Origin of the sequence: Geomicrobium halophilum (assembly GCF_014207655.1) — a bacterium.
Lineage (GTDB): Bacteria > Bacillota > Bacilli > Bacillales > Marinococcaceae > Geomicrobium > Geomicrobium halophilum.
Genome location: NZ_JACHHJ010000003.1, coordinates 220,597 through 234,291, shown reverse-complemented (window position 1 = coordinate 234,291; position 13,695 = coordinate 220,597). Strand labels below are relative to the sequence as shown.

General features: G+C 42.4%; 8 protein-coding genes. 2 read left to right on the top strand and 6 right to left on the bottom strand.

Annotated elements, in window-relative coordinates; all coding sequences use genetic code 11:
• Positions 1 to 282: 282 nt before the first annotated feature.
• The 4 genes from HNR44_RS11580 to HNR44_RS11565 form a co-directional block, all read right to left on the bottom strand.
• Positions 283 to 3,174, bottom strand: coding sequence for a CotH kinase family protein (locus tag HNR44_RS11580; protein ID WP_184404438.1), 2,892 nt, complete (start codon positions 3,172 to 3,174; stop codon positions 283 to 285).
• Positions 3,175 to 3,310: 136 nt separating this feature from the next.
• On the bottom strand, positions 3,311 to 4,216 hold the full coding sequence (locus tag HNR44_RS11575) for an accessory Sec system S-layer assembly protein (protein ID WP_184404437.1): 906 nt from the start codon (positions 4,214 to 4,216) through the stop codon (positions 3,311 to 3,313).
• Positions 4,209 to 6,587 (bottom strand): accessory Sec system translocase SecA2, encoded by a 2,379-nt coding sequence (gene secA2 / locus HNR44_RS11570; RefSeq protein ID WP_184404436.1) that lies wholly within the window; start codon positions 6,585 to 6,587, stop codon positions 4,209 to 4,211. The genes HNR44_RS11575 and secA2 overlap by 8 nt, the downstream gene beginning before the upstream one ends.
• 93 nt (positions 6,588 to 6,680) lie before the next feature.
• The gene (locus HNR44_RS11565; protein WP_184404434.1) at positions 6,681 to 7,487 is read right to left on the bottom strand and encodes a tetratricopeptide repeat protein; all 807 of its coding nucleotides are present in this window, start codon (positions 7,485 to 7,487) and stop codon (positions 6,681 to 6,683) included.
• Positions 7,488 to 7,698: 211 nt separating this feature from the next.
• On the opposite strand from HNR44_RS11565, the gene HNR44_RS11560 reads away from it, so the two are divergent.
• Positions 7,699 to 9,954 carry an SH3 domain-containing protein gene (locus HNR44_RS11560; protein WP_184404433.1) on the top strand — a complete coding sequence of 752 codons (2,256 nt, stop codon included), beginning with the start codon at positions 7,699 to 7,701 and terminating at the stop codon, positions 9,952 to 9,954.
• Positions 9,955 to 10,294: 340 nt separating this feature from the next.
• Positions 10,295 to 11,788 (top strand): S-layer homology domain-containing protein, encoded by a 1,494-nt coding sequence (locus HNR44_RS11555; RefSeq protein ID WP_184404432.1) that lies wholly within the window; start codon positions 10,295 to 10,297, stop codon positions 11,786 to 11,788.
• Between the two features lie 46 nt (positions 11,789 to 11,834).
• Here the strand turns inward: HNR44_RS11555 and HNR44_RS11550 are convergent, their stop codons facing one another.
• Complete coding sequence (locus HNR44_RS11550; protein ID WP_184404431.1) at positions 11,835 to 12,878, bottom strand: LCP family glycopolymer transferase; 1,044 nt, start codon at positions 12,876 to 12,878, stop codon at positions 11,835 to 11,837.
• Positions 12,879 to 13,041: 163 nt separating this feature from the next.
• Positions 13,042 to 13,674 carry a YigZ family protein gene (locus tag HNR44_RS11545; protein ID WP_184404430.1) on the bottom strand — a complete coding sequence of 211 codons (633 nt, stop codon included), beginning with the start codon at positions 13,672 to 13,674 and terminating at the stop codon, positions 13,042 to 13,044.
• Between the last annotated feature and the right edge of the window lie 21 nt (positions 13,675 to 13,695).

Genomic DNA, 13,695 nt, shown 5'->3' with positions numbered 1-13,695 from the left:
AAACGGACATAGATGTATCCAGTGGCTTTCGGTATACATTTATATATATTTTAAACATTTATCGGCATGGCCGAATACATTTGTATCTTAATAGGGCTCTGGGATATTGAACCTTAAATACTTACAACCATCTATTATACACTGGCTGAACAAAATTCGATAGATGATTTTTGCAGGAATATATGATGAAGCATAAAAACCTTCTAAGCAGGTGGGTGAGATAAAAAAACTGCCACAGCTTTGCGAAAGCGTGGGCAGTTTTCATGGAGAATCTTGAGAAACTTATTCACCTAGGGTTTCAAAGTGATCGATATGCACATTCTGATTTTGAGCAGCCTCGTTGGCATCCTCGCTAACGATAATCTCAACAGTGTATATATCCTCTTCTAAGTCATCAATTTCATAAATCAGTTCCTGAAATGCAGAATCATTGCTATAACTATCTACGGTATCGACCAGTTCATGATCAATGTAGATTTCAGCCATTCCCTGTCCTGTGCCTTTATATCCATACCATTGAAAACCCGTTCCTTGAAAAGTAAAAGTGACGGAGTCTCCAGTTTGATTTGAATAATAAGCTAACGACTGAGAGTGTTCATCTAAATTACTTTCTTCCCAGGATCCTTCGTAGATTAATGCATTGTTGTCAGCATGAATGGTACGATTAGAACCTTCAATGACTTTAAAGTGATGAAGGTAAATCACTTCTCCACTTTCATTATGCGCCGTAACCGTTGCCTCTCCTGCATCCATACTGCTCAATTCTCCATCTTCACTGACTTGAATAACTTCTTCATTACTACTTGCCCAAGTGGAGTCATTAATAGACTCAAGGGCTAGCTCAGTTCCTGTTTCAATGAAGTCCTCATGTTGCGGGATATGCTCTACTTCAAAAGAGAGCGTAAGTAAGGGATTCTCATTTTGATCAGTGTAGATGACCGTGGATGTTCCTTCTTCATCAAGGATAATCTCACCATTATCTGTGGCTGTCGCTACATTTTCGTCCGAGGAAGTTATACTCACGTTATCCTCTTTATCAAACTCGATCGGAATGGTTGTTTCCGTATAATAGATTCCGCTCCATCCTTCTGATAACTGGGAAGCATCCGTTCCAGCTATTGCCCACTCATCTATGTTTACTTCTTCAACAGTCATCGTAACGAGTCCTTGTAAGTCAAAATGCTGAAGGAGATGAGCCCTGACATAATTTACACGATCAGATCCGAAATCCCGAAGCACTTGAACTTCATCTTCCCATGCCTCATAGGACTCTGGCTCTCCCCAATGATCGATGTGCTCTTCGATTTCCGGCTCAATAGCCGCTTGCATCTCATTAATTTGGTTAGCCACTCTTTCTTCGGTAAAAAGGGTGTTCATGTAGTGAGCAAAGCGGTTGACGAACTTCGCCTGGAAATCATCGTTCTCAAGTAATGAACGTAATAAGAAGGTAGACCATCCAGCGTTTTCGTCAGATGCCCGACTGAGCATGTCATGGGAGGTCGACCCAATTGCACCAGGGAGGTTAAATCCAAAATCAGTATCGAAGATGGCCCAGCGCCACTTTCCGTTCGGACGTTCTCTCCAAACATTTACATTGTTACGTGGCCAATCGGTATTATCAAAATAGATTTGAGCGATGTTGTAATCAATGAAGTTCTCCATATCTATGTGATTACGAATGACTTCATAGTGCTCGGAATCCGCTGCTCCATTTTCTTCGATATACTCAAAAATGCTATTGTAATCGAGGTTACTTCCCTCGACAACTTCTGCATTGTTTTCGAGTAAATCTAAATCGTTCTCACTAACGTCATGGGCAAAGCGAAAGTAGTGATTATCATAGCGTTCGCGAATGTTATAAATCCCCCAGTTCTCCCCGTTCACATAGAGTTTCACAGGTCGATACAATTGGGTTTCAACGTTTAGACCTTCCACTAAGCTCTGCATCATGGCATCACGAAAAAGGGTGTCATTCCAATCTTGACCGGAGTTTCTCAAAATAAATCGATTAAATACGTCTCGTTCTTCTGAACCGAATAGATCATGCCTGAAACGGTTGTCTTCTTGGTAGTCTGTACGTGCATAGAAACGTAGTGATTTACGGTCTAAACTTCTGGAGGCCCCGCCATGAATGCGAATTCCAGCTTCTTGGGATAAGGCTATCTCCCCATCAGGTTCAAACATTTGCATATATACCGGTCGTTCCCACTCCTGACCACTTTGCATATAATTTCCAGTCAGATTCGGGTTCTCTGCATCTGGATCATGGAAAATTCCATCGACATAAATCCCATACTCATCGTTGAAAAGATTTTGCTCGTCCGTTGCAATGGAGATGATCGGAAGCTCAGAAGGTTCATCAATGAGATAAGCATTCGCCTCTTCGAAACTTTCTTCCCCGTTGTCGGCATAAAAGCGGGCCCGCAAGGTTGCACTCTCATCCACATCGATAGAGCCGCCCGTATATTCGGGTGCTTCTTCATCGACCTCACTGCCATCCAGGGTATACCGAATCGTTCCCTCTGGTTCACCGGCGGTTTCCATATGAACCGCTAACGGATCTGTGTAGACACCGCCCTCCTCAGAAAAGGAGAGTTCATACTCCGGACGCGGGATATCAATGTCACCGATGGCATCATACACCGGCGATAAAGCCATTCCGTCTTCGATGGGATTCCCTTCCACATACAGACGTTCCCGCAATCGGGGCAGGCCAACGATAGGCTCGATAGAGGTGATCTCGTTATAACGCAGATTAAGATCCTCCAAGGTTTCTAGGCCAGCCAGCGGGGAGAGGTCTTCGATGCGGTTTTCCCGGACATTCAGATTTTCAAGGTAGATCCATTCAGCTAAAGGCTCCAAGGATCTAATCTCGTTTTCCCGAACATTGAAATCTGTGATCGCCGGTAAATCTTCCAGGGGCGATAAATCTTCGATGTTATTATCTTCGAGTATCAGGCTGTCGAGCTGCCCCAATTCAGCGAGAGGGGTAATATCGGTGATTTTATTGTTCGTCAAATCTAATGAAGTAAGGTTATCAAAATTTTCGAGCCCGGTAAGGTCGGTAATTTGGGCTTCTGTTAATTCTAAGCTTCGGACTTGTTGGATGTCATCGAGTTCCACATGTTCATCGCCAGGAAGTTGTAAGTCTTCACGAACCGCTTGTTCTAACATCGGGTCATTGAAACTGATGTTCTGACCTTGGGTTAAGAGAAAGCCGGCTCCCCATGCAACCCCGGTTAGAGCAGAAAGGCTTACAAAAACCGGTAATTTTTTAATTTTAACCCACTCCTTCTACGACTTTCTCTTCTCATTTTATCTTTGGTCTGAACACTCTCCATTTGTTCAAGTGTATCTGATTTTTTTTCAGTATGTGCTTAGGGAAGATAAAGGCCCATGGTTTGCTTGTATTTGCCTTTACGGTCAATTGCTTTGGAGAAAAGAACGCCCTGGCTAATACATCCCCGTTAGCATCTTCTAGTGCAAGTGGGAATTTTTCTAGATGTACAGTTTTATTTGATCCATTGCGAATAAGTATGATTACTTGAACATCTCCTGTCTCTTTCACAGAGGCTTTTAAACCCGAAAAATTCACTTCACCTGCCTTTGGTTTCTCCAGTCGAGCGATGAGCGAGTGAAGATGATTAATGTTTTCACTCTGCAACTTTTTTTGCCAATGATCTTCAATGTCCAGAGTATGCTGTCGGGCAGAGGGATTCATTTGAAATACGAGTTTCCAGCCATTTTCGGGTTTATCTTCCACGTATAACTCGTCTTTTGTAAACGGTACAACCCAAGGTCTGCTGCTACAGGCCGGAAGCCTGCCAAGTGACGTTAGATCTATGGTTGTTCTTCCTAAGACATTATCCATATGATCCAGGAGGAGGAGTTTCGTTTCACCAAGATCAATCGCTTTGTTCATACTTTGCCTAAAGAATACCGTAGCATCAAGACCACCGCCTTCTTTCTCGTCAATTGTAATGCTAGCGATTGATAGTTGGTTAGGCTCTAAATTCTCGCACTCCAGTTGTAAAAATTGGAGTGAATATTGATCCTCTTTTGAGATCTCCCATTGAGGATGAATCGATAATGATGTTTCTACCATCGGACCCTCTTCAATATCCTGGAGTTTATCCGTAAACACTTCGGAGGTCATCGATGTTTCGGATCCCTCTAAACGAATGTTATTATCCTTTTTTGCGAAAAAGCTACGCATGATTCTTTACTCCTTTTGATTGACTGGTGAGAGGTTTCAATATTCTTGTCAGATAGATGGAAGCATCTCTTTCAATCTGTGCATATGTACTAGAGAATAGATTGAATCCTTCCTTATTGTACGCCCGTAAAGGATCCTCTTGTCCATAAGTGCGGAGGTTTATTCCCTCTTTTAATCTCGACATATCCTCAAGGTGTTTTAACCAATATGCATCAATCACATTTAAGAGTACTTTCCGTGCCTGGTTTTGCACGCCGCGCTTTTCTATAAGAGGTTGTAAATGATGAATATAATGGTCTAAGGACATTTGTACTTGATCTTTAATCTCATTAGCTTCCTCTATATTTGAAAAATCGAGTTGAACAGCTGGAGGAACCATTAATGTCAGGGTTTCCTTAAATTGGTTCAGGTGCCAGTCCTCAGGGACGTCTCGAACAGGGGTGTGCTCCTTAATCAGATCGGAAACGGTGTTTTGCAGGGAATCGACCCATAAGGTCAAGGGGTCTTTAGTGTTTAATGCCTTGTTTCTCCAATCATATATAACTTGACGCTGATCATAAATGACGTTATCCAGTTTTAAATTGTATTCCCGAATGGAAAAGTTGCTGTTCTCACTCATTTCCTGTGTTTTATCGAGTAAAATACGGGCTTCCTTGTTTTCTACAACTCCCTGTTGATCCTTTTTTAAAACAGGAGCTATTTCGTCAATGTCTTCGCGGCCAAAACGCTTTACGATATCGTCCTCTAGAGAGAGGTAGAGTTGGGTTTCACCAGGGTCGCCCTGTCTTCCGGATCTTCCTCTTAACTGATTATCAATACGACGACTTTCATGTCGCTCGGTTCCGAGTATAAAAAGTCCGCCGAGCTCTTTAACACCTTCATCTAGCATAATATCGGTACCACGACCTGCCATATTTGTGGCGATAGTCACTTGCCCTTTCTGGCCAGCAATGGAAATAAGTTGTACCTCGTGTTCGATACTTTTGGCATTGAGCAATTCATATTCAAGTTCCATTTCATCTAGATAGGAAGCGACGGTTTCGGATTGAGTGATTGAAGTAGTACCAACAATAACTGGTTGTCCTTTTTTGGATAAAATTTTTACTTTTTTGGCAACTGCTGAATATTTTTCATGAGTCGTTTCAAAAATTACGTCTTCGTAATCTTTTCGAATGTTCGTTTTATGGGGAGGGACTTGAATAACGTCCATTCCATATAGGGTTTGAAATTCTTCCTCTTCGGTTTTAGCCGTTCCTGTCATTCCTGATAAGGCAGGATACATACGAAAATAGTTTTGAATAGTGATTGTTGCCTGGGTTTTGTTTTCTTGAGTAATTTCTAAATCTTCTTTAGCTTCGATTGCTTGGTGTAAGCCATCGCCCAGCGTTCGCCCCTCCATTATACGTCCAGTAAACATATCGACGAGTTTAAGATCTCCATCATCGATGATGTAATCAACATCTCTATGATATATAACGTGTGCCCGTAAGGCCTGTAGGACAAAGTGATAAAGCATATGATGTTCAAGATCATAGAGGTTATGAATTCCAAATGCCCGTTCGACCTTAGAGATCCCCTGATCATTGAGGTTTACAGAACGAGCAATGCGATCATAAGTATAGTCTTCTTCCTCTTTGAACGAGCGTGCCATTTTTGCACAAATATAGTAAAGGTTTGGTTGTACGGGAGACTTCCCGGCAATGACAAGCGGCGTTTTCGCTTCATCGATTAAAACGCTGTCAATCTCATCGATGATTGCGTAATGGAAAGGGCGCTGAACCATGTTTTTTATATCGGTTGTCATATGGTCACGTAAGTAATCAAAACCAAATTCGCTGCCAACACCGTAAGTAATATCTGCCTGATAAGCTTCTTGTTTACCTTCCGTACTAAGTTTGGATTCATTTAAGCCTACCTTAAGCCCAAGGAACTCGTGTATCTGTCCAATCATTTCATAGTCACGCTTCGCTAGATATTCGTTAACGGTTACCACATGAACCCCTTTACCCTCTAGAGCATGCACGTAACTAGGTAGAGTAGCGACTAACGTTTTTCCTTCCCCAGTGCCCATTTCTGCAACATTTCCACGACTGATTGTCAGCCCCCCTATGAGCTGCACATCGAAGGCACGAAGGCCCAGAACCCGCTTTGTAGCTTCTCTCACAACGGCAAAGGCCTCTGGTGTAATGGTATTTAATGTCTCCCCTGCTTTAAGACGCTCCTTAAACTGTGCCGTCTTCGCTTTTAATCCTTCATCAGTGACCGTTATCATTTCATTTTCGTATTGATTAATCTCTTGGACGATTTTTTCATATTTACGTAAGTGCTTTTGTTGGTGACCTCTCACTATTTTTTTCATAGAACTGATCATAGGCGATGCCCCCTTCTAAAGGCTGTGTGCTCTGTCATTTTATCATGACGTATGCAAGTCCATGGTCCCATAGGGAGACTATGGAGACTATGGTTAATCGGTGCCCTCAATAACATTCAGGAAAAAGTCATAGGAAGAGTCCCCATAGGCTCCAATCAGTTCTTGAGAAGGTTCAAAGGCTTCTTCCAATGTGTGTTGGGCAGCTTCTGTTTGCCCGGCTTCTTGATACACTTGGCTTTGTAAGTAGTAAATCATGGGTTCATCAGGGTTGTTCGCAGCTAAATGATTGTAAACATTGATGCTTTCTTCATATTCTTCAAGATGATAGTGAGCTTGGGCAATGGCCAACAAGCCGGAGTTATCTACTTCCCCTTCCTCCAATTCATCTTTCCATTCAAGGATCAAATTTGCCCCTTCCTCAACATCGTGTCCGGACTCCATCAATACTTGTGCATAGCGGATAAGATGTTCATCATTCTCAGGGTTTGAATTGTACTGCTCTTCGAGTACATCTAACGCGTCTGCAACTAATGGTTCTGAATTCTCTTCAGGGCTTTTAACATGGGCTACTAAAGCATCATAGTATTTATTAAAAAATGGTGTGACGTTCTCTGGGTCATTATCGAGCTGATCATGAAAAAACACGATAAACTCATTGTAAAGGCCGTTGTTAATTTCATCATCGATAACGCTATTAATATTCGTTGTGCTCAGCTCCTCTAAGCGAATTTTATCCGCAAGTTGATCGAGTGCTTCAGCGTCAACGTGGAAGGAATCATCGTCATAGCCGTACGTTTCTATATTAATCGTTTCTTCTTCAGCAATGTGTTGCTCCATATTATAGGTCGAGCATGCGCTCAACAATAGTACTGACAACAGTACAAACGGTAAACGCTTCATGTTAGTCTCCTTTACCTTCCTTCGGGAGGTTTATTTCTTATATTCTATCCGAATATTTTTTTAAAAAAAAGAGGGTGTGGAAGTACTCTTTAAAAAATGTAAAACAATGTGTGAAAATTGTAATCAAAATGTTATATTACGACAGGATTTTCCATGATATCCTAAGTATTGGTTCAATAAGACTAGATCATAAGGAGGAATGTTTTTAGGAATGAATAAAGAGGTTTTTATTGGAGTTCGTCAAAAAATGCTTGCCTTATTCTTAATGATGGTTGTGGTTTTTGCGACATCGTGGGGTAATCTTAATGATGGGGTCGTTGGTGAAGCTTCTATCGTAGAGGCAGAAGAAGTGGGTGATGTACCATTCGCTGGTACTGTTACAGCGTCTATAGCACTAAATGTAAGGACAGGCCCGGCTAATACGTATGACCGAATTGGTCAATTACCACCAAAAGAGGTCGTAGAAGTTATCGAGGTTCATGGTAATTGGTACGAGATTGATTATGCTTCGGAAATCGGTTATGTACATCGCTCATATATCGAGGAACATCCAACCAATAATCCAGAGCAGCCGGAAAATGAGTTACCATCAGACAATCAGGAAGTAATAGCAACCGGGGTTGTCGAACACCCTCAGTTAATCGTTCGGAAAGAAGCCGGTGGATCAGCTCCGAGCCTGGGTTTTCTAGATAACGGGGATAGCATTGATATTTATAGCTATGTAGATGGAGGCCCTTGGGTACAGATTGAGTACGAAGGGAACGTAGCGTATACACATAGTGATTATCTAACGGTTACTGCGTTGGACGAAGAGGAGCCCGCAGACAATCAGGAAGTGATAGCAACAGGAGTTGTTGAACACCCCCAGTTAATTGTTCGTGAAGAAGCCGGTGGATCAGCTCCGAGCCTGGGTTTTCTAGATAACGGGGATAGCGTTGATATTTATAGCTATGTAGATGGAGGCCCTTGGGTACAGATTGAGTATGAAGGGAACGTAGCGTATACACATAGTGGTTATCTAACGGTTACTGCGTTGGACGAAGAGGAGCCCGCAGACAATCAGGAAGTGATAGCAACAGGAGTTGTTGAACACCCCCAGTTAATCGTTCGTGAAGAAGCCGGTGGATCAGCTCCGAGTCTGGGTTTTCTAGACAACGGGGATAGCATTGATATTTATAGTTATGTAGATGGAGGCCCTTGGGTACAGGTTGAGTATGAAGGGAACGTAGCGTATACACATAGTGATTATCTAACGGTAGTTACCGACGCTCTATTCGAAGGTACTGTAACAGCATCTATAGCACTAAATGTAAGGGCAGGTCCGGCTAACACTTATGATCGGATTGGTCAATTGCCATCCCAGGAGATCGTAGAAGTCATAGAGGTTCATGGTGATTGGTACGAGATTGATTACTCTTCAGAAATCGGTTATGTGCATAGCTCCTATATCGAAGAACATCATACCCATGACCCTAATCAGCCTGAAGACGAGGCTGAAGAAAATCAAGAAGTGATAGCCACCGGGGTTGTAGAGCACCCCCAGCTAATTGTTAGGGAAGGGCCAAGTAACACTGAAGAAGGTATAGGCTTTTTATCAAAAGGAGATCATATTGAGATTTATAATTATGCCGATGGTAGCTCATGGGTACAAATCATCTATAATGGTGACATCGCATATACGCATATGAATTACTTGGATATTACAGAAAAAGGCGATGTTATTGAAACTGCTAATGTTACTGCCAGCAGTCTGAACGTTCGAACCGGTCCGGGTGCATCGTATGATTCGATTGGTACGCTGCCATCAGGGACATTGGTAGAGATTATTGAATTTCAAAATGGAAGCCCTTGGGTTCAGATTGCATATGATGGTGGGTATGCTTATACTCATAGCGGTTACCTTCGCGTAACAGGTTCAGGTAAACTTGCCGGCCAAACCATCGTTGTAGACGCTGGTCATGGCGGTCATGACCCAGGAGCCCAAGGAAATGGGCTTATTGAGAAAAATTTGGTTCTAGACGTCTCAAGAGAATTTGCATCACGGTTGGAAGAAGCGGGCGCAAATGTGATTATGACGCGTGATGGAGATTATTTTGTAACATTAGGTGATCGATCAAGAATTGCGAACAATGCGAATGCTGATTTATTTATCAGTGTTCATGCGAATGCATTCAGTCCATCAGCACACGGGGCAGAGACATTCTATAATAACACTTATTCTGGAAGACAAAGCCAACAGATTGCAACGGATTTGCAAAACAGAATTGTACAAGATACAGGCATGAGAGACCGGCGTGTGGATCCAGCAAATTTTGCTGTCATTCGTAATGCTACGATGCCCTCAACATTGGTCGAATTAGGTTTTTTAACGAACGCTAGTGATGCAGCCATCATGAGACAATCCAATTACCCGGGTAGAGCAGGTGAAGCGCTCTATCAGGGAGTTCTTGATTATTATAATCGTTAATTGAATAAAGCCCCCGTATCATTGAGTTGATACAGGGGTTTTTTGATCAGGTAGGAAAGAAATAAGCTCGAGTAACTTCAAAAATTTGAATCTCACACAGCATCTCACGTTATATATTTCCCGGCTGCCAGGAGTCGTTTGACGCGGTGATCTGCACCGACCAAACACTCACGACTGCAGTTTGTGCGTTGCAGAAAAAAGGGTTTGGCTTAAAGAAGGGGTCTTTGCTTATTAGATTTAAACAAATTATTTTAAAAAGATACCCGTTTCATTTAAATTTTGGTAGTATAGTAGATAAAGAAATGCAAAAATTCAAGGATTTTTAAAGAGGGGGATTCATTTGAAGAGATACGGTATAGCTAGTATTGCTGTAGGTGCGTTAGTCCTATTCGTATGTCAAGAACAGGGAAACGCTGAAACTTTTCAGGATGTGAGTGCAGATCATTGGGCCAGTAGTGAGATTGAATACATACAGGAACAAGAAATTATCACGGGCTATTCGGATGGGACCTTCCGGCCGGAGGAGTTCATTTCTAGGGGGCAGGCCGCCACAATACTGGCTAGAAGCCTGGAGCTTGAGGTCGAGACAGCCTCAGGGATTAACTATGAAGATGTACCAGAAAAACACCCCTATTTTTCTGAGATCAACGCGGTGTCAGAAGCGGAAATTATGAATGGGAGTATGGAGGAGTTTAGGCCCGAAGCTCCTTTAACACGTGCTCAATTGAGTGCGATTTTACAAAGGGCTTTTGATTTAGAAGCATCTCAGGATATTGATTTTCATGATGTTAATACATCCCATTGGGCATACGAACATATTGCCGCCGTGGTTTCCGAACGTATAGCCACAGGTAGAGATGATGGATGGTATTATCCCAATGAAGAAGTATCCCGTGAGTATTTAGCGGTGTTTATGTCTCGGGCACTAAACGAAGATTTTCGACCTGATGATGCTTACGAAGGAGATGATGGTGATGAGCAGCCGTGGGCATTTCGGGGCTTTGAACTTGGGGATTCATTAAAGGATATCGAAGAGGACTTAGGTTCGCCGGAAGAAACCATGCCAAGCCGCTATGGGTTCCAGTGGCACATTTATCACGATAATTATGAACGTTACATTCAGTATGGCGTTTCCGATGACGGTACGATTGTGGGGGCGATAACACCGCAAGATGTTTGGCAGGGTAATGGTGGAATTGATAATCATGCCACTAGGTCCGATGTGCAGGAGGAATACGGGGAACCATTAAGCTCTATGAGTAAGGGGGATGTGAATTATAGTCTCGAAGGGAAACAAAAGGATGCATATCTCATCGATAACATGTATATAACATTCTATTATGATGGCCAGAACCATGACGAAGTATCGAATATAATGGTTATTGACGCCGATGTCGAAGATGCTTTTGACCAGTATTTCGCAGAACCTACAAGTGAGATGCGAGCATCTTATAAATCTCAAGTCCATCATATTAGTAATGCTGTTCGTACCGATCGGGGGAAAGGAAGTACAACGCCCGATGATGATGCGTTGGGGACAGCTCGAAAGCATAGTCAAGATATGGCACGGAGCCAGTATTTTGACCATGTGAACCTTGATGGTGACGGCCCATTTGATCGCATGGAAGCAGAGGGTATAGCCTTTCATTCTGCCGCTGAAAACCTAGCCCGCGGCTACCCCAGCCCTGTCGATGCTGTAGAAGGCTGGCTCAATTCTACGAATGGACATCGAGAAGCATTATTAGGGAATTATGATTATTCGGCAGTAGGGGTCGCTTTTGATGAAAGGAATCATCGTCCTTATTATACACAACTACTCTATACGAAACCGTAATTATGACAAAACCGCTGATGGCTGTCCATTCAGCGGTTTTGTCATATTATTCATCCTGTGTGTCTTCGCCGGCAGTTATCGTTTCCCCTGATTCTTCGGGATCTGCCCCCTCATCCAACTCAAGATGATTTTTCAATGTTGCCCGGGTATTCGCGAGGGAAGTATCAGTGACTTGGAAATAGTCAATGCCATTTTTGTTGATGGAGTCACCTTCAAGTTGATATAGTTCAATATCATTGACCGACCCTGCATATGAATGCAAGGAGGTAATTTCGTTGAATGAAATATTCATGTTCATGTTTTCCTGAAGTCGATTAAACACTTCATTGTAGCTTGTTATTGACGAGAGAGATGTGGCTTCGTCAATCAATGATTCGAATACTTCTTGCTGCCGTTCTCCGCGTCCAAGGTCACCCATAGGGTCCTGTTTTCGCATACGGACGTAAGCTAGGGCTTCTTCGCCGTTTAACGTTTGTTCTCCTTCGTTAATGAAAATCGAATCAGGGTTCCCCTCGGAGTCTTGTTCATAAAATGCAAAAGGGGAGTTTACATCTACGCCCCCAAATGCATCGGTAACCTCCATAAAGGCATCAAAATTCAAGGTGACATAATAATCTACTGGAATGTCAAGGAAGTCTTCAACGGTTTCTACTGCTAAATCAGCACCCCCAATGGCATGGGCATGGTTAATTTTATCTTCTGACTGCCGCCCGGGGATTTGTACATAAGAATCACGAGGGATGCTTACAACCTTTACTGAATCTTCCTGACGATTGAAGGTAGCTAAAAGGATCGCATCCGATAATCCGTTTAAATCTCCTTCCCGGTCATCTGTTCCAAGAAATAGAACAGAAATATTATCTTCAGAAGGGTCAACGGCGACATCACGCCTCTCTGAAAACTCACCGCGATCAAGCGGATCTTGGGTTTCTTCCACAAGATTGTTAGCTTGGGATATAAAAAAGAACAACAAAGCACCCGCTGCTGCAATTATAAAAACGCCGAGGGCGCCTAATGTATAAAAAATTCTTTTCCTTCGTCTTTTGTGTCGCTGAAGCCGTATTGACCTTGTAGGTTCTTTCCTTGACATTTCAGTAACTCCTTCCGGGAGTTGTTCAATGATACCTTGTATATAATTAAGTACATTTTACATGAAAATAGACGGAAAAGTAAATATGGATGTTGACATCGTTCGCGTGAAGTGGATATTTCTACATTTATTTCCCGGGAAATTTGTCGTTAGAAAGTTATTGCTAGACATCTTCTTCCATATAAGTCGTTCCTGTCTTAGAAATAATTACACGATTATTGGACAGGTCAATCAGCCATTGTTCAAATTCTTCTGTTTCTAAAAGATTGACGGTAACGGTAAAGGTTACGTCTTCACTGTAATCCATCGATGTTAATGTATATGTGGATTGCCTTAGCTCATTTTCTATTTTCCCTAAATGTTCGTAGGATGTTTTCACGGTGTACGTTTGCATGAGCTTACGTTTAATGATACCAGTGTGGTGGATTCCTTCTGTGACACTATTACTATAAGCACGAATAAGACCCCCTGCCCCAAGTTTAATCCCACCAAAATAGCGTGTGACGACAACGGCAATATCTTTCAATTCTTTTTTTAGTAAAACATTTAACATCGGAACACCTGCAGTACCTGAGGGCTCTCCATCATCATTTGCTTTTTGGATATGGTCTTGTTCTCCGATAACGTAGGCTGAGCAATTATGAGCGGCATTCCAATGCTCTTTTTTTATCTCGTCAATAAAATTCTTAGCATCATGTTCATCTGCTACTCGCCGTAGATTTGTGATGAACCTAGACTTTTGTATCGTGAGTTCGTGTATGCCATTACCTTTTATTGTATAGTGCGAATGGACCATATCAAAAATCTTCCTTCCTAA

Coding starts and splice junctions, on each gene's coding strand:
- HNR44_RS11550 (WP_184404431.1), bottom strand. CDS start 12,878: ATGTCAAGGAAAGAACCTACAAGGTCAATACGGCTTCAGCGACACAAA.
- secA2 (WP_184404436.1), bottom strand. CDS start 6,587: ATGATCAGTTCTATGAAAAAAATAGTGAGAGGTCACCAACAAAAGCAC.
- HNR44_RS11565 (WP_184404434.1), bottom strand. CDS start 7,487: ATGAAGCGTTTACCGTTTGTACTGTTGTCAGTACTATTGTTGAGCGCA.
- HNR44_RS11575 (WP_184404437.1), bottom strand. CDS start 4,216: ATGCGTAGCTTTTTCGCAAAAAAGGATAATAACATTCGTTTAGAGGGA.
- HNR44_RS11545 (WP_184404430.1), bottom strand. CDS start 13,674: ATGGTCCATTCGCACTATACAATAAAAGGTAATGGCATACACGAACTC.
- HNR44_RS11560 (WP_184404433.1), top strand. CDS start 7,699: ATGAATAAAGAGGTTTTTATTGGAGTTCGTCAAAAAATGCTTGCCTTA.
- HNR44_RS11580 (WP_184404438.1), bottom strand. CDS start 3,174: ATGTTAGAACAAGCGGTTCGTGAAGACTTACAACTTCCTGGCGATGAA.